The 15,933-nt window shown below is 46.1% G+C and carries 18 protein-coding genes; 8 read left to right on the top strand and 10 right to left on the bottom strand.

What is annotated here, in order from left to right; genetic code table 11:
* Window positions 1-36 precede the first annotated feature (36 nt).
* Entirely contained in the window at window positions 37-558 is a 522-nt protein-coding gene (locus W01_RS12125) for a dihydrofolate reductase (RefSeq protein ID WP_242006961.1), read from the bottom strand.
* Window positions 555-1,349 carry a thymidylate synthase gene (locus tag W01_RS12120; protein WP_173055058.1) on the bottom strand — a complete coding sequence of 265 codons (795 nt, stop codon included), beginning with the start codon at window positions 1,347-1,349 and terminating at the stop codon, window positions 555-557. Before W01_RS12120 ends, W01_RS12125 begins: the two co-directional genes overlap by 4 nt.
* 70 nt (window positions 1,350-1,419) lie before the next feature.
* Between W01_RS12120 and W01_RS12115 the strand changes: the two genes are divergently transcribed.
* On the top strand, window positions 1,420-2,871 hold the full coding sequence (locus W01_RS12115; protein WP_173055055.1) for a M17 family metallopeptidase: 1,452 nt from the start codon (window positions 1,420-1,422) through the stop codon (window positions 2,869-2,871).
* 352 nt (window positions 2,872-3,223) lie between these two features.
* On the opposite strand, the gene W01_RS12110 is transcribed toward W01_RS12115, so the two are convergent.
* Both W01_RS12110 and W01_RS12105 read right to left on the bottom strand, forming a co-directional pair.
* Complete coding sequence (locus W01_RS12110) at window positions 3,224-3,427, bottom strand: cold-shock protein (RefSeq protein WP_173055054.1); 204 nt, start codon at window positions 3,425-3,427, stop codon at window positions 3,224-3,226.
* Between the two features lie 741 nt (window positions 3,428-4,168).
* Window positions 4,169-4,654: an FKBP-type peptidyl-prolyl cis-trans isomerase gene (locus W01_RS12105; RefSeq protein WP_173055052.1), complete on the bottom strand. Its 486-nt coding sequence runs from the start codon at window positions 4,652-4,654 to the stop codon at window positions 4,169-4,171.
* A gap of 467 nt (window positions 4,655-5,121) precedes the next feature.
* Between W01_RS12105 and W01_RS12100 the strand changes: the two genes are divergently transcribed.
* Window positions 5,122-6,264 carry a cupin domain-containing protein gene (locus tag W01_RS12100; protein ID WP_173055050.1) on the top strand — a complete coding sequence of 381 codons (1,143 nt, stop codon included), beginning with the start codon at window positions 5,122-5,124 and terminating at the stop codon, window positions 6,262-6,264.
* A 9-nt stretch (window positions 6,265-6,273) separates the two neighbouring features.
* Here the strand turns inward: W01_RS12100 and W01_RS14235 are convergent, their stop codons facing one another.
* Complete coding sequence (locus tag W01_RS14235) at window positions 6,274-6,759, bottom strand: hypothetical protein (RefSeq protein WP_242006960.1); 486 nt, start codon at window positions 6,757-6,759, stop codon at window positions 6,274-6,276.
* Complete coding sequence (locus W01_RS14230) at window positions 6,760-7,095, bottom strand: IS110 family transposase (RefSeq protein ID WP_242006959.1); 336 nt, start codon at window positions 7,093-7,095, stop codon at window positions 6,760-6,762.
* 546 nt (window positions 7,096-7,641) lie between these two features.
* On the opposite strand from W01_RS14230, the gene W01_RS12090 reads away from it, so the two are divergent.
* Window positions 7,642-7,920 (top strand): hypothetical protein, encoded by a 279-nt coding sequence (locus W01_RS12090; RefSeq protein ID WP_173055048.1) that lies wholly within the window; start codon window positions 7,642-7,644, stop codon window positions 7,918-7,920.
* A 59-nt stretch (window positions 7,921-7,979) separates the two neighbouring features.
* Here W01_RS12090 and W01_RS12085 read toward each other — a convergent pair whose 3' ends face one another.
* The 4 genes from W01_RS12085 to W01_RS12070 form a co-directional block, all read right to left on the bottom strand.
* Window positions 7,980-8,747: an MBL fold metallo-hydrolase gene (locus W01_RS12085; RefSeq protein ID WP_173055046.1), complete on the bottom strand. Its 768-nt coding sequence runs from the start codon at window positions 8,745-8,747 to the stop codon at window positions 7,980-7,982.
* A gap of 16 nt (window positions 8,748-8,763) precedes the next feature.
* On the bottom strand, window positions 8,764-9,900 hold the full coding sequence (gene bamC, locus W01_RS12080) for an outer membrane protein assembly factor BamC (protein WP_173055044.1): 1,137 nt from the start codon (window positions 9,898-9,900) through the stop codon (window positions 8,764-8,766).
* A 163-nt stretch (window positions 9,901-10,063) separates the two neighbouring features.
* Window positions 10,064-10,942 carry a 4-hydroxy-tetrahydrodipicolinate synthase gene (dapA, locus tag W01_RS12075; protein ID WP_173055043.1) on the bottom strand — a complete coding sequence of 293 codons (879 nt, stop codon included), beginning with the start codon at window positions 10,940-10,942 and terminating at the stop codon, window positions 10,064-10,066.
* Between the two features lie 49 nt (window positions 10,943-10,991).
* Window positions 10,992-11,441: an FKBP-type peptidyl-prolyl cis-trans isomerase gene (locus W01_RS12070; protein WP_173055042.1), complete on the bottom strand. Its 450-nt coding sequence runs from the start codon at window positions 11,439-11,441 to the stop codon at window positions 10,992-10,994.
* A gap of 291 nt (window positions 11,442-11,732) precedes the next feature.
* Here W01_RS12070 and W01_RS12065 point away from each other — a divergent pair, with 291 nt between their 5' ends.
* The 5 genes from W01_RS12065 to W01_RS12045 all read left to right on the top strand — a co-directional run bounded on the left by W01_RS12065 (window position 11,733) and on the right by W01_RS12045 (window position 15,928).
* A complete protein-coding gene (locus W01_RS12065) occupies window positions 11,733-12,509 on the top strand; it encodes a transposase (protein WP_173055041.1) in 777 nt (258 codons plus the stop codon).
* Between the two features lie 578 nt (window positions 12,510-13,087).
* Window positions 13,088-14,188, top strand: a complete 1,101-nt coding sequence (locus W01_RS12060) for a pilus assembly protein PilM (RefSeq protein WP_173055040.1) — start codon at window positions 13,088-13,090, stop codon at window positions 14,186-14,188.
* Window positions 14,185-14,784: a PilN domain-containing protein gene (locus tag W01_RS12055; RefSeq protein ID WP_173055039.1), complete on the top strand. Its 600-nt coding sequence runs from the start codon at window positions 14,185-14,187 to the stop codon at window positions 14,782-14,784. Before W01_RS12060 ends, W01_RS12055 begins: the two co-directional genes overlap by 4 nt.
* Before the next feature lie 8 nt (window positions 14,785-14,792).
* Window positions 14,793-15,419: a type 4a pilus biogenesis protein PilO gene (locus W01_RS12050; protein ID WP_173055038.1), complete on the top strand. Its 627-nt coding sequence runs from the start codon at window positions 14,793-14,795 to the stop codon at window positions 15,417-15,419.
* On the top strand, window positions 15,416-15,928 hold the full coding sequence (locus W01_RS12045; RefSeq protein WP_173055036.1) for a pilus assembly protein PilP: 513 nt from the start codon (window positions 15,416-15,418) through the stop codon (window positions 15,926-15,928). Before W01_RS12050 ends, W01_RS12045 begins: the two co-directional genes overlap by 4 nt.
* Window positions 15,929-15,933 lie beyond the last annotated feature (5 nt).

Below are 15,933 nucleotides of genomic sequence, written 5' to 3'. Positions count from 1 at the left end.
ATAGTGGTTTAAAATATCATTCGTTCCCTAGTACTATTACTTTTTCCTGCCATAAGTGACGAAATGATATTCCAATGCCTGGGGAGTTTCCTGGCTGCATTGCTCGCGCGCTAATTCCTGCCATAGTTTTTTATCAAATTCCGGAAAATGAGCATCGCCTGCTACATTTAGATTGATTTCGGTGAGGTAGATCGTGTCCACTAACGGCATGGCCAATGCGTAGAGTTCAGCGCCACCGACAATAAAAATCTCATCATCCCCCGCACAAGCTCTTATCGCATCTTCCAGCGAGTAGGCCATGATGCAGCCTTCAATTTTTAATGCGTGATTGCGTGTAACCACCACGGTAGTGCGACCGGGCAGGAGCTTACCGATAGAATCAAAAGTCTTGCGCCCCATAATAAGATGGTGTCCCATGGTGAGCGATTTAAAGCGTTTAAGATCAGCCGGGATATGCCAAGGCAGCCTGTTATTAAGCCCAATGGTACGATTACGGGCCATCGCAACAATGATTGCCACCCTGCCCTTCCCCATTTCTTCCCTTTGTTCGTTCATCATACCGCCACGGTAGCCTTGATCGCCGGATACGGGTCATATCCTTCCAGGCTAAAATCCTCAAACCTGAAGTCGAATATATTTTTCACATCGCGGTTAATGTGCATGATCGGAAGGGGTCGCGGCTCGCGCGACAGTTGCAGCTCAGCCTGTTCCAGATGGTTGAGGTACAGATGTGCATCCCCAAACGTATGCACCAAATCGCCTGGTTTCAAACCGCATACTTGCGCCATCATCATAGTGAGCAACGCGTAGGATGCGATATTAAACGGCACGCCCAGAAAAATATCCGCGCTGCGCTGATACAACTGACAAGAAAGCTTGCCATCCGCCACATAGAATTGGAACATGACATGACAAGGCGCCAGCGCCATTTGATCCAGTTCTCCTACATTCCAAGCAGAAACGATCAAGCGGCGTGAATCAGGATTGCATTTAATCTGTTCTATAACATCTGAAATCTGGTCAATGGTGAGACCATCCCTTGCTGTCCACGAGCGCCACTGCTTGCCATACACCGGGCCAAGATTGCCATCCTCGTCCGCCCATTCATCCCAGATTCTGACACCATTTTCCTTGAGATAACGGATGTTAGTATCGCCCTGCAAAAACCATAGCAACTCATATATGATGGATTTCAGGTGACATTTTTTGGTGGTGACCAGCGGAAAGCCATGTTCCAGATTAAAGCGCATCTGATAGCCAAAGATGCTGATCGTGCCGGTGCCGGTGCGGTCGTTCTTCTTTGTACCGTGATTCAACACATGCTTCAATAAATATAAATACTGGCGCATAAAGATTCAGGGAATAGGTAGTGACTGTTTGTATAATGCCAAACAATACATAAAATTTCTTGGGGAACAAATGCTAGCACAACTTACTCTCTCCCTGACACCGTCCAAAAACCTGACAAACCAACATTTGCTGGTGCTACTACCCAAGGCCAAAACGCTACCCCAAGACTTACCACATAGCGACTTACTCAAGACCGTATTGACGCGACGCAGCCTCAAGATAGATGAATTAATTAACACGCCGGTCTCTGCCAATGCAGCTAATGGCGCGTTGATGGTCTGGACGATGCTGGATTTTTCCAAGGACGCTTTCGCCATCCAGACCCAAGTACGCAAAGCCATGCAATTGCTTCTGGCAGAAAAACCTAAAAATATTGCCATTGTAGTGCTGGGCGATCCTGCGCAACGCAAGCTGGCTGCAGAGCTGGCCGTGTATGGTGCATGGGTGAATAGCGCCCTATTGCCGGAACATAAGAAAAAAGATGAACGTAAACCGCTGCGTAAAATTGAACTAGTTGGTTTTGCCGACAAGCAAGCATTTGTATCACTCAAGGCGCAGGCCGAAGGCAATTTTCTATGCCGCGAATTGACTGTACTTCCGCCTAACGAATTGACTCCAGCTCTATACCGGACGCGAGTAAAAATACTCGCGCAACAACATGGCTGGAAACATGTTGAGTTTGATCTTAAGAAACTGCGCAAGTTGGGCGCGGGTGCTTTCGTAGCTGTAGCACAGGGCAGCGCGGACGAAGATGCCGCCATCGTACATCTGCGCTACACTCATCCGAAAGCCAAGCAAACCATCGGGCTGGTAGGCAAGGGTATTTGCTTCGATACCGGCGGGCACAACCTGAAACCAGCACGCTATATGCATGGCATGCACGAGGACATGAACGGGTCAGCCGTAGCACTTGGTATCTTGCTTGCCGCGTCACAGAACAAGCTGGCAGTGAACATCGATTGCTGGCTGGCAATCGCGCAAAACCATATTAGTCCTAAAGCGTACAAACAAAACGATATTGTGACTGCGCTGAACGGCACCACCATCGAAATTATTCACACCGATGCCGAAGGACGCATGGTACTAGCCGATACACTCACGCTGGCGGCACGCGCCAAACCAGATTTGATCATTGACTTCGCTACTCTGACCGGCAGCATGGCCGTGGCCTTAGGCGCGCGCTACAGCGGCGTGCTCGGTAACTGCGAGGAATTGCTGCAGCGTGCAGTCAGCGCAGGTAAGCAAAGCGGCGAACGCCTGTGCGCCTTCCCGCTGGATGACGACTATGAAGCTGCGCTGGATTCCAAAGTGGCTGACATCAAGCAATGCACGCTGGATGGCGAGGCTGATCATATTCTGGCCTCCCGATTCCTAAAGCGTTTTGTCGAGAACACGCCTTGGTTGCATATCGATCTATCCGCGAGCCGCTGCGAAGGGGGGCTGGGCATCGTAGCAAGCGAAGTGACAGGATTTGGCGTGGCATGGGGGCTACGGATGCTACAGGACTCGCTCCCGGTCTAGATGGCGCCCGTAGGCAAATGCGATACGGGGCATGCGCCATGCAGATCAAAGCAAAGGGAAGCAGTCAGCAATCATCATGCTGAACTTTATCAGCATGTAACCGCATCCGATACCAGCCCTTCCATGGCCTGTTTGAACACAGGCACCAACAACGCTTTGGTTAATTTGAAATCGACTTCCTCCAGATCCTGTCTTGTGACAATGTCCTTTGTCGTTTCCCTAGCCTTCGGCTCTGCGAAAACCTAGCTGCCGGACTTCCACCTGCATAGTTACGTGCGATGTGCGGCACATAGATAAAATAAAAAAGCCCGGCATGAAAATGCCGGGCTTTTTTAAGCTAATCAAGAACCAATTAAGGAGCTTGAATATTGGATGCTTGCTTACCTTTAGGACCTTGCGTAACTTCAAAGGTAACTTTTTGACCTTCTTGAAGAGACTTAAAGCCGCTCATGTTAATTGCTGAAAAGTGTGCGAACAAATCTTCGCTTCCATCATCGGGAGTAACAAATCCAAAACCTTTTGCGTCGTTAAACCATTTTACTGTACCAGTTGCCATGTGAATTACTTCCTTAACTAAAAACGGGGAACCCCCCCGCGAAACTATTTGAATCGAAGATTGCACATGGAAAAAACCAGTATCGCAAAAACTTTGAATCAAACGCCAGCTAACCTTATACACTTGTTAAGAAATATTGTCAAGAAATTCCCAGAACACCTGGAATTCATGCATATACACCCACATTGCGAGCAAATATTACGCTGAATTCCAGTCCGAACAAGCTTATGGCAATCACTGCCGTAAAAAAAATTTGTCTAGTCGAAATGGAGTTCATAAATTCTCACCTTCAAATTCGGCGACATAATTGATAACTACCCACCAGCTATGAAAATTATAAACATTTCAACTCTAATTCAGATTTTTGCTTACGTCCTTGCTGATTAAACTGCGCGAACATCTTCTTGGTAAATCACTCAATCCTCTCAATCCGGCTACACGCCACAGCATTGTTCTGGTATCGTACCTTGGCTTGGATCGCGACTTAGGAGCAGATGGCTTATCTTCTTGCTATGGCCATAAAGAAGCCTTCCAGGCCCTCGGCTCCTTTAAGTAATTGGACATCAAAGCGAGCGATGCGGGCTTCGATCTCCTCGACATAAAGCAATTTCGCCGAAGACAAACCGACTTAGGGTAAAAAATTTTGCCTTAGTTCAGCATCAAAATATTTAAGGAGAAATATCCTTCCTAAATCCGACAAGCCAAGATTTCCGAAACAATATATTCTGAAAGAATTCAACATTAGTGGTGATGTCCGCCTTCGCCATGCGTATGACCATGCTCTAGCTCTTCGGCAGTAGCGGCACGGATATTGGTAACAATACCTACAAAATTTAGCGTTTTGCCAGCAAGCGGGTGATTACCATCCACGGTCACTTCGGTATCGGTTACATCCACAACAGTATAGAGCGAATAATCGTCGTCATCGCCATCTTCCACTCCTCCCTCGAACTGCATGCCAATGGTAATTTCATCCGGGAACAAATTGCGCGGCTCAACGTGCACCAGATCGTGCTCATACTCTCCAAAAGCATCGTCTGGTTCCATCGTAATTTTAAGTTCAGTACCTACATCCTTGCCTTGTAGCGCTTCTTCCACAGTCGGAAATATTCCGTCATAACCACCATGCAGATAGCTGATGGAATCTTCTGTTTTTTCCAGCAGACTGCCGTTTGCATCAAATAACTCATAGCGCAACGATACAACAGTGTTTTTTGCAATTTTCATTTCAACTCCTTAAATATCAGATTGAGAATTTCATCGACGTGGCCATGTGCTTAAACACTATGCAAAGCATGAAGTAACTTGTCTTGTTTGTCGATCCCAAAAGTGGAGCATTTAATTAAGATTTTTTATGTCCATGTACCTCTTTGTCTCCGTCCATTTTTTTCATAAAGCACATCGTATTTTATGCAAACTTTAGATTCTGCGTCTAAAAAAATCAGTGCAAATAGACCATATTTATAGTGCAAGTTGGCATGGTTCAAGTATTCGTCAAGACGAGCATTTACTATAAACTGATACACCAATCTCATTACGCGTGCCGATTAGCAATATCATAATGATGTATCCATTCAATTAAAACGAATGTAATCAATCCAGCGCGACAGGTTGTACTTTAGAATGCGAATTGAATTTAGTTTCATGCGGACGAAAATATTTTCGTGTGCGCTAGTGTGGGTATAATATTAATTATGAAAACCAATTCCACTATGCTTGGTGGATTAACGACAGAGGCGTTTTTACGCGATTACTGGCAAAAGAAACCTTTACTCATTCGCCAAGCATTCTCGCAATTCAATGGGTTGCTTGATCAATCACAGCTATTTGCCTTGGCTTGCACTGAGGATGTGCAGTCACGCCTCGTGACCCAACGCCACGGTCAGTGGCAAGTGCAACATGGCCCATTTAAAGCGACGAAGTTCGATAGCTTAGCCAAAAATACATGGACTGTGCTAGTGCAAGGCGTAAATCAGCATCTGCCAGAAGCAGCCGCACTATTAAAGAATTTCAGCTTCATACCGCATGCGCGTTTGGATGATCTGATGGTGAGCTATGCTCCCAAAGGAGGAGGCGTAGGCGCGCATTTCGATTCTTATGATGTGTTTCTTTTGCAGGGCTCGGGCCATCGTCGCTGGCAAATTTCCGCACAACAGGATCATACACTGGTAGAAGGTGCTCCCTTGAGAATCCTGGAACGCTTCCAGATGGAACAGGAGTGGATCCTAGCACCAGGCGACATGCTCTACCTGCCGCCGCATTATGCTCATAACGGCATTGCCGAAAGCGATTGTATGACATATTCCATTGGATTCCGCACCCCGACCTATCAAGAATTGGCGGAACAATTTCTGGTGTACTTGCAGGATCGAGTTTGCTTGGACGGCATGTATGCTGATCCGGAGCTAAAAGTTCAACGTCATCCCTCAGAAATTGGTACGGATATGCTAAATCAGGTAACGCAGATCATCCGGCGAATAAAATGGACTAAGCGCGACATTGCCAATTTCCTCGGTAGCTATCTCAGCGATCCTAAACCGCATATATTTTTTGATCCGCCTACGAAACCACTGAGTCGTGATCACTTCGAACGGGCGATACAAAACTGCGGCGTGGCGATGGCCCTGAAAACACAAATGCTGTGTCATAACGGCGTGGTGTTCATTAATGGTATGGCACACGCCGTCAATAAATACGATTATCGAGAATTACGTTCTCTCGCCGATGTGCGCCAGCTCAATTCCACGGTGGGTCTATCGCGGGAAGCATTTGAATTGCTTTATCTATGGTACACAGATGGCTTTATTGTGCCTATTGTTAAACGCGCAAACAGATAACTAAGCTTCCTAAGAAACACACTCATCTATTGCCGGATTTTGTTGCTGTAGAATCAACCCAAACTGAGCTGCTCGGCGATGTAATTGCTTGATGACACGATCTCGGTACTGCTGCTCATAGTGATCGGTACCAGGATCTTTGTAATCTATACCAAACCGCATTGCGTTGTAAAACAGTATGGCAATTTTACGTGCCGTCGCTGTCACAGCTTTTGCATTGCCAATACGTGCTGCTAGTCGTCGGTAGAATGCACCAAGTGCTGTGTTGGTGCGTCCCACGGTAACTGCCGCCAGCCGCAATGCGACCGTAAGCCGATTGCTGGTCTTCCGGGTATGTGCTGATAGCACCTTACCTCCTTTTTGCATGTGCTGTATATGTGAAGCGGCATAATCCAAATGCCGTTCGCGTGAGCGCAAATAAGACCGAAGTGCTGCGATTTCTCGTCCGGGGCGAAAGCTGGCACGCAACAAACCGCAAGCGTGAAGTCGTTGCAATCACTGCGCATCGTTGACATCACTCTTTCTGCCGGGTACGGCGCGCGCTTCACGCGCATTGGCCAGGATGACATTGATGCCATGTAATTCAAGTACTTCATATGCAGCCACCCAGTAAACACCAGTCGACTCCATCGCGACTGTCTTGATACCAACCTCGGTTAACCAATCTGCCATACGCAGCAAATCGCTTGTAAACGCCTGAAATGTTTGTACGGGCTCGTCACATAGGTCAGACCCAACAGCAACAACGTGAAAGCGAGAACCTATGTCGATACCTGCGGCAAATTCATTAATAATGGGCAGCCCTGTGGGCTTAGTTCTATTTCCTGGCATGATCCACCTCCTGATTAATAAAACGCAAGACGGGGGACTCGGATTAAATCAATTTCCTAAACGGGGTCACCTTGCGATGCCGCCACAGACGGGTCCGCAGCTTCCCCTGGACCATGTTTTTTGACGGGGTTAAACCTCCAAGAAGCTGTCGGCCACTGTCCGCGTTCACGCAGTGTACTCGCCAGTGTTTCTATGCATAAGGGGCGCGGCAAGCCGGGTGGGCAGTTCTTTAGAATGAATCGAATTAATTAGCATTAATTTTAATGTATATCACAATATCCTACATCACCTCTACCAACCGCGTGTAAATTATACTTCGTACCCCTCAAGCCTCGCTTCGATAAAATGCGAATGATGATTTCTATATTTATATTAGAGCTCCGCCACTACCTTGGATTTGAAAAAATCATGATAACTATCATTATTTGCTAGAATTATTGTATATATTGGTATAGAATACCGCGTCTTCGCTGTAACTTAGCGTTGTAGTAGACTGAGATTCCCCGGTTTTTGCATGTAAATTTAATTATTGTGAAGGAAAAGTAAATGAAACGTTTTGCTCTAGTTGCTGCCCTGTTGGCATTGTCTTTGACTGCTTGTGGCGAAAAGCCTAAGGCACCCGCAGCGGAAACTCCAGTTGTTGTAGCACCAGATGTTGTAACACCCGCGCCTGCTGTTGATGCTGCTGCGACTGCAGCTGGTAGTGCTGCTGAAGCCGCTGGTAGTGCTGCTGAAGCCGCTGGTGCTGCTGCTACTGCTGCTGGAACTGCTGCTGACGCCGCTCATGGTGCTGCTGACGCTGCTAAGGATGCAATGAAGAAGTAATTTCTCTTCTTGCACAATAAAAAGCCGATGTAAAGTCGGCTTTTTTTGTAGCTTAATCTTTATACAATTTCTCGCCAGGCCAGTCCTTCGTCTTGCCCAGCCACCGCGACCCATTCTGGGCTGCAATTAAGCGCTTTACTCAACGCATATACCGCCAGGACAGGCGTGTTATTTTTACGGCTTAGATGTGCAGCCACAATATGCTGCAAACGGCTATAGTCCAACCGTGCCAGCAATGCTGCCGCATCCGCATTATTCAGATGACCCAATCGTCCACCAATACGTTGCTTAAGACTTATGGGGTAATCACTGTTGGCCAACAGAGCAATATCATGGTTGCACTCCAGCACCAACGCATCACAACCACTTAGCGTCGCCTCGATATGAGGAGTGGAACAACCAATATCGGTCAATACTCCCAACCGTTTTGCACCATCACTGAACGTATATTGTACTGGCTCAGCCGCATCATGCGGCACAGGAAAAGGCTGCACCAATAACCCATCGATAGCAAAGGGACAGTGAGAGTCAATTTTTGTCAGCTTGGGTACATTGCTGAGTAATTTGAATTGTGCGCGAAATGTGCCATGCGTTAGCCATATCGGAATCGAATATTTACGTGCTAACCGCGCCACCCCGGCAATATGGTCACCATGTTCATGTGTCACCACAATACCGTTAAGACAATCAGGGGCTAGGCCAAGACGCGCCAGACGCATACAGGTGTCAGATAGGGTAAAACCACAATCCATTAATACAATGGTTTTGCCAGCTTGCACCACCAATGCATTACCTTCGCTGCCGCTACCAAGTGAAGCGAAACGCATCGATTAAGGCCGAACGCTACTTGGTCAACTGTTTGTACAGTAGGTCAGTCATACGCTGCGTGACTGGGTCTTTACCAGCACCTTGGTTGAGAACACTGACTTCACAGCCAGCGTTATTTTCACGCACGGTCACCTGATAACGTGCAGTTCCTTCAATCGAATCTTTCGTAGACTTTTGGTCGCTATCATTACGCCAGAACATTAAATTATTGACCCAACTTTTTTTCTTCGCTATATCCTTACTCGGACTCACAAAGTATACACCGCTCACCCTATCCTTATCCTTCACCTCGATGCCCGCCTGATCTAACGCCAGTCCTATCTTGCGCCAGCTTTTGTCAAACGGCTCGTTCAAGATAATGATTTTATTACCGTTAATCTCTTGTAGCTGCGGCACAGCGCCCACCCCTTGCAATTTAGGCACTTGCCCTGCCTGAGCCTGATTTTCCGTGCCACCACCCAACTTGATCATCAATAACTGCAACATGCTGGCTTCCAGCTCAGGATCATTCGGACGCGGCCTCCATTTATAACCGTTCTTATCCACATCCAGCGCTTCTTCCATGCCGCTATGACTAATATAAATTTCCGAGCTACTCCCATCCTTGCTACGCTCCAAGCGGGTTCGATACATATCCTGCACACCAGATGAATGAAGTTTATCGAAAACCTTGCTAAGCATTTTACTTAGACCACCTTGCTGGATTTTAGCGCGCCTCTCCGTCCAGTCTGTTTCGATGAGACCAGCCGCAGGATTGTCGGTTTTGATGATAAAACCTTGTTCCTGCCAGAACTCTTTAACCAGCGGCCACACATTTTCTACTTTGCTCCCCACGATTAGCCAACGCTGCGTGCCGTTACGTTCTAAATGCACATCCTTCACTTCCGGCAATACGGTAGTGGCAACACCAACTTGCGCTACTTGGCCTCCCTTAGCAAAATCAGAAAAATTTGTCACGATCTCGCCATCACTGCCCGGTATCGTATGTTGATTTTTAATTGCAGGAGTAGTCAGGTCAGGTGGAACTTCTAGCGCCGGGATCTTGGTTGCGGCAGACTTATAATCAACACGCTTGTTTTCAATGCCAATGGCACTGCATCCAGCCAAAATTAATAATTCAAAAAATAATACAGTTAGATATAGTGTTCTCATGCCATCCCTGAAATTTTTTTATTACCGTAAATTCAATTATTTGAACATTACATGATTAATAAATACAATGACATTTCGGATACGCAGTAACAAACGGAATCCGCGTTCCGTCATTTCTCCCACCATAGCTAGGAAATTGTACTGGTAATTGGTCTGAATTAAATTAATTGATCGCTCCTGCCTGGCGCATCGCATCCTCAACTAGATCTTGGGAGGCTAAAGACAGTGGCGTAAGCGGCAGGCGCAGTACATTCTTCATTTTTCCCATAGACGACACAGCCCATTTTACTGGTATAGGATTGGCCTCAATAAACAAGTAGCGGTGCAACCCAAGCAAGCGAAAATTGATTTCGCGCGCCTTGACCACTTCACCATTCAAAGCCGCTAAACACATCTCATGCATTAACCTGGGTGCCACGTTGGCGGTAACAGAAATCGTGCCATGTGCACCAAGCAATATCAATGCCAGCGCACTCGCATCATCACCACTGTATATCGCGAAATCTTTGGGCGCCCGCTGTAATAGATCACTCCCACGCTCGATATCGCCGCTCGCGTCTTTTATGCCAACGATATTAGGAATCTGTGCCAGGCGCAGCACAATATCGTTATCTATGCCAACACAGGTGCGTCCCGGCACGTTATAGAGGATATGCGGCATATCCACAGCCTCGGCGATAGCTTTAAAGTGCAAGTACAAACCTTCTTGTGTTGGTTTATTGTAATACGGCACCACTGTCAGCGAAGCATCAGCGCCTGCCTGTTTTGAGAAAGCTGCCAATTCTATAGCTTCTTTAGTTGAATTAGCGCCTGTTCCTGCAATCACTGGAATACGCCGGGCCGCGTGCTCCACTGCCACCTGAATCAACGATTCATGTTCGGTTAAATTCACCGTAGGCGATTCGCCTGTAGTGCCGACCACTACGATGCCATCGGTGCCATGCATAATATGAAAATCAATAAGCGCGCGGAACGCAGCTAAATCCAAACTCCCGTCCTCGTGCATGGGGGTCACAATTGCAACAATGCTGCCCTTAATCATAGTTTTTGATAATATTGAAATTGAATCGATCATTTAGGCTATCTATGTCTTAGTGAACGCCGAACAATTCAACATCAAAAATCAATGCTGCATTTGGCGGAATAGCACTTCCTGCCCCTCGTGCGCCATAACCCAAATCAGCGGGAATAATAAGCGTGCGTTGACCGCCTACTTTCATACCAGCGACTCCTTGATCCCAGCCTTTAATTACGCGCCCTTCACCTAATGGAAAAGAAAAATGCGCACCACGATCGCGGGAACTATCAAATTTTGTACCTTTATTATTTGGCATGGTCGCATTGTAAAGCCAGCCCGTGTAGTGCACGTCGACCGTTTTACCTGCTACGGCTTCTTTACCATCACCAACTTTCTGATCTATTTTAATAAGTTTCGTAACGATAGTCGTCACATTATCGACGGCAGAAAATGCGTTCTGGGTCGGCAACATCATAGGTATAACAAGCATGCCAGAAAATAATAATTTTTTAATTTTATGCATAATCAAACCTCCGTAAAAAGTTAAGTACGCGATAGTATCATTTTAGAAAACATCTAGCAGCCTGTCGGGCTACATCCATTTTAAAAAACCAACCATCACCACCATGAAATACAACAATCAAATTTTAACAAACAACATGATCATCTAGCGAATATGCATCCATAACACCAACACAATACATTTTGCTACCATAAATTGTTAAGGAAACACTGATTTATTCCCGCGCGCTGGTTGGAATAATTCGTCAATCTGAGAGAATGTCACTGAACTGATTTTCAGGATAAGAAAGTGATGCAAACGAGTTTTTCTGAACTGGAATACACGGCCAGGAAGAAGCAGACCCGCCGAGATCGATTTTTGAATGAAATCGAAGTAATCACGCCTTGGACTGAATTGGAAAAAGCGGCTGCGCCGTATTATCCGAGCAGCAATGGGCGGGCTCGTCCGCCCATTGGCTTGGTTCGAATGCTCCGCATGTATGTTGTGCAGCAATGCTTTGGGTTATCTGACGAAGGGGCAGAAGATGCGCTTTATGACAGTCAGGCCATCCGTCGCTTTGTCGGTGTTGATTTAAGCTGCGAAACAACCCCGGATGCCACCACACTTCTCAACTTCCGCTACTTACTGGAAACGCATCAACTGACTGAGTCGATCTTCAATACGATCAACGCCCATCTTGCCGAGAAGGGCCTGTTTCTTCGGGAAGGCATGATCGTCGATGCCACACTGATCGCAGCGGCATCCTCAACCAAGAACAAGGACGGGAAGCGGGAAGAGAACCGGGCGCTACCCGTGACTTGGCATGTCGCGATGCGACCGGGGAAACGTAAGGCATTGTCCAACACGACAGAGGGCGAACTACTGAAAAAGATTGAGCATACCAAAGCCAGCATTCGCGCCAAGGTCGAGCATCCCTTCCATGTGGTGAAGAATTTGTTTCGTCATTGCAAGGCGCGTTACCAAAGATTGGCTAAAAATACCGCCCAATTGTTCTCACTGTTTGGTCTCGCTAATTTGATGCTGGCTCGTCGGTGGTTACTCAACGTACACACCCAAGGTGCGTTTTGAAAACGGGAAATGAAGATAATGACTCGAAAATCGCCGCGATTCATACTAGAAACAAGCCAGTTTTTTGACAAAAACTACAAAACTCACCCCAGAGCCTATGACGAGGTGAGTTATTCAGCGTTTCCTTAACATACACCAGCGCGCCTAATAGCTATACAAACTTCACTGACAAATGAAGCTGCTCTTCAAATGGATCAAACCGTATTTACATATCAAAAAACTCTACGGCAACTCAAGCTCTGTCTTGACGTTTAACCAGTTTGAAAATCGAATAGCTCCTCAAAAAACCAGAAAATACTTAAGCTTGGCGGGATTCGTCGTAACTTAATACTAGCAGTACCCTAAAGTAATTCTGCAACTTGTCGTAAAGTAAAATGCAAACATGTATTGGATTAGAAAGGTGAATTTTTAAATTACAAAGTATTTTTCGTCATTCAAAAGTATTGTTATCTTGATTTATTAACGCTTTTTGAAAGTGCAATACGATTGCAGATCTTAATGAAAATTATTTATATTTATAACAATTCGTTATTATTATTATTTAACCAATTAATACATAAAGTTCAAAATCATCAATTATGATCAAAGGCAAATTAAATATTCCGTTAGATTTCTTGTATACCAAGAGCTCCCCTTTAATCGGAGTCGATATTTGCTCGTCTTCGATCAAAATTGTGGAGCTAAGCGAATTAGCAAAAAAAAACGGCTATGTGATTGAGCATTATGCAATAGAACTATTGCCCCAAAACGCTGTCAGCGATGGCAACGTCAATGATCTGGAAGCGGTTTCGGAATGTCTACGACGCGCTTGGAAACGAATGGGGACACGCATTAAAAACATTAGCCTTGCACTTCCCGCTGCCGCCGTGATTAGCAAAAAAATTTTTCTGCCTAGTGGATTGAATGAGGAAGATATGGAGTATCAGGTGGAAGCGGAAGCAAATCAGTACATACCATTTGCTATTGACGAGGTTAATCTGGATTTTCAAGTCATCGGCCCGGCACCTGGCAATACTGAAGAAATCGAAATACTGTTGGCTGCCTCGCGTAATACTAACGTTGAAGATCGTGTTGCTGTCGCACAAGTAGCCGGACTCAAGGTGGTGGTGATGGATGTAGAGCATTACGCCGCTGAAATGGCGTTTGATCAGGTCCGCTTGCAATTGCCGGGAGGCGCCACTGATCAATGCGTAGCGTTAGTAGATATAGGTGCGAACGTAATGAATGTAAATATAATGCGCAACGGGCAATCGGTGTACATGCGCGACCAACAAATGGGTGGCGAGCAATTAACACAACACATCCAGAATGCGTTCGGCTTATCCGCCGAGGAAGCAGAAGCAGGCAAACTTCATGGCGGATTGCCGGAAAGTTACGAAAGTGACGTGCTGGCGCCGTTCCGCGAAAGTGTGGCGGGCGAAGTATTTCGTGCCATTCAGCTTTTCTATACCTCAACCCAGTTTAACGAAGTAAGCTACATTGTTTTAGCCGGCGGCTGCGCAGCACTGTCTAATTTGGATGATGCTGTAGCAACACGTACACAGGTCAAAACATTGGTGGCGAATCCATTTGCTCAAATGACCTTATCCGGGCGCATTAATCAACGCCAATTACAAATTGATGCGCCAGCACTAATGATTGCCTGTGGCCTTGCGATGAGGAGGTTTGATCCTTCATGATACGCATTAATTTATTACCGCATCGTGCTGAGAAGCGCAAAGCACGGCAGATTCAATTTTACGCGTTTACTGCCATCACGCTGGTATTGGCGGCAATGCTTGTTGGTTTGGTGCACATTGTCATTAACACGCAGATTGAATATCAGGAACGCCGCAACCGATATCTGACAGATCAAATTGTCCTACTAGACAAGCAGATCTCTGAAATAAAGCATCTAAAGATGGAGATCGCAGCACTGATGGAACGGAAAACAGTAGTTGAAAAACTGCAAAGTACCCGCTCAGATGTGGTGCATCTACTGGATCAGATGTTGAATATTTTGCCAGAAAGCGTGTATTTAAAATCAATTAAACAGACTGGCAACAAGGTTGATCTGGTTGGTTTTACTCAGTCGAATGCGCGGGTATCCACTCTGATGCGCTCTATTGATAGTTCTCAATGGCTAGAATCGCCGACACTGGTTCAAATTTCTGCGACAACCGCGAATGCGAATGGGCCACGCTTAAATGAATTTACGCTGAATTTCAATTTGACCACTCATCAGGTACCAACAACCCCCGTTTCTCCAGTTAAACCAGCTGGCACGAAAGGTTAAGTGAGATCATGAGACTGCTAGAAGATCTAAAGAATATTAACCCCAAAGACCCGGGCGGCTGGCCTTTGTTGGTGAAATGCAGCGCATTTGTGACAATATTCGTGGCCGTTTTACTTTTAGGCGCTATATTTGACTGGGGGGATCGTTGGGAAGCGCTGAGCAACGCCAAACAGATTGAGATTACATTAAAAACAGATTTCAAGACCAAAAAGGCAATAGCCATTAATCTAGATGTTATCAATAAAAAACTTACGGAAGCCAGGCAATCATTTGATGCACTGCTGAAACAATTGCCGAGCAAATCAGAAATGGACGCATTGCTGACTGATATTAATCAGGCCGGTCTGGGTCGTGGTCTACAATTTGAATTGTTTAGACCCGGCGCCGAGATTATTACCGGCGTGTTTGCTGAGCAGGCAATTACTATTAAAGTAACGGGTAATTATGATGACATTGGTAAGTTTGCTAGCGATATTGCCCAACTACCGCGTATTGTATCGTTAAGCGAAATTAGCATTAATCCAACGGGAGGGCACCTGACTATGGATACGATAGCTAAAACATATCGCTATTTAGATGAGGAAGAATTAACTGTTCAAAAACAATCATCTAAAGCATCTGGAGCACACAAATGAGACCCGCTTATTTGCTGCTGTTCACATCTTTATTGCTGTCTGCCTGTGCTGACGAGGAGTTTCAGGACTTGCGTAATTTCGTCAAAGACACTGGAAGTGGAATGCGTGGCAAGGTGGACCCACCCCCTGAGATTAAGCCATATGAGCCCTTCGTTTATGATAACTCTACAGGTTTGCCCGATCCATTCAAACCACGCAAGCCCGAAGCGAAAAGTGGCGATTTGCTCGGCCTCAATCAGCCGGATATGAAACGACGTCGAGAAGCATTAGAAGAATCTCCATTAGAAAGTCTAAAGATGGTCGGTTTCCTTTATAAGACTAAAGTTGGTCATGCTATCGTACGCTCATCGGATGGCAAGCTGCACCGAGTCAAGACAGGCAATTACCTGGGGTCAAATTTTGGTCAAATTATTTCAGTCACAGAAACCGAAGTGAAAATCAAGGAAATCGTGCAAGATAGTGCGGGAGACTGGACGGAACGTATAAGTAGTTTGCCATTGATGGAATGAATGAT

Source organism: Candidatus Nitrotoga sp. AM1P (assembly GCF_013168275.1).
Classification (GTDB): domain Bacteria; phylum Pseudomonadota; class Gammaproteobacteria; order Burkholderiales; family Gallionellaceae; genus Nitrotoga.
This window is presented reverse-complemented; position numbering and strand designations above follow the sequence as displayed.

Bases quoted from the DNA above. Each gene is read 5' to 3' on its own strand.
- W01_RS12125 (WP_242006961.1), bottom strand. From the start codon at position 558: ATGATGAACGAACAAAGGGAAGAAATGGGGAAGGGCAGGGTGGCAATC.
- W01_RS12120 (WP_173055058.1), bottom strand. From the start codon at position 1,349: ATGCGCCAGTATTTATATTTATTGAAGCATGTGTTGAATCACGGTACA.
- W01_RS12115 (WP_173055055.1), top strand. From the start codon at position 1,420: ATGCTAGCACAACTTACTCTCTCCCTGACACCGTCCAAAAACCTGACA.
- W01_RS12110 (WP_173055054.1), bottom strand. From the start codon at position 3,427: ATGGCAACTGGTACAGTAAAATGGTTTAACGACGCAAAAGGTTTTGGA.
- W01_RS12105 (WP_173055052.1), bottom strand. From the start codon at position 4,654: ATGAAAATTGCAAAAAACACTGTTGTATCGTTGCGCTATGAGTTATTT.
- W01_RS12100 (WP_173055050.1), top strand. From the start codon at position 5,122: ATGAAAACCAATTCCACTATGCTTGGTGGATTAACGACAGAGGCGTTT.
- W01_RS14230 (WP_242006959.1), bottom strand. From the start codon at position 7,095: ATGCCAGGAAATAGAACTAAGCCCACAGGGCTGCCCATTATTAATGAA.
- W01_RS12090 (WP_173055048.1), top strand. From the start codon at position 7,642: ATGAAACGTTTTGCTCTAGTTGCTGCCCTGTTGGCATTGTCTTTGACT.
- W01_RS12085 (WP_173055046.1), bottom strand. From the start codon at position 8,747: ATGCGTTTCGCTTCACTTGGTAGCGGCAGCGAAGGTAATGCATTGGTG.
- bamC (WP_173055044.1), bottom strand. From the start codon at position 9,900: ATGAGAACACTATATCTAACTGTATTATTTTTTGAATTATTAATTTTG.
- dapA (WP_173055043.1), bottom strand. From the start codon at position 10,942: ATGATTAAGGGCAGCATTGTTGCAATTGTGACCCCCATGCACGAGGAC.
- W01_RS12070 (WP_173055042.1), bottom strand. From the start codon at position 11,441: ATGCATAAAATTAAAAAATTATTATTTTCTGGCATGCTTGTTATACCT.
- W01_RS12065 (WP_173055041.1), top strand. From the start codon at position 11,733: ATGCAAACGAGTTTTTCTGAACTGGAATACACGGCCAGGAAGAAGCAG.
- W01_RS12060 (WP_173055040.1), top strand. From the start codon at position 13,088: ATGATCAAAGGCAAATTAAATATTCCGTTAGATTTCTTGTATACCAAG.
- W01_RS12055 (WP_173055039.1), top strand. From the start codon at position 14,185: ATGATACGCATTAATTTATTACCGCATCGTGCTGAGAAGCGCAAAGCA.
- W01_RS12050 (WP_173055038.1), top strand. From the start codon at position 14,793: ATGAGACTGCTAGAAGATCTAAAGAATATTAACCCCAAAGACCCGGGC.
- W01_RS12045 (WP_173055036.1), top strand. From the start codon at position 15,416: ATGAGACCCGCTTATTTGCTGCTGTTCACATCTTTATTGCTGTCTGCC.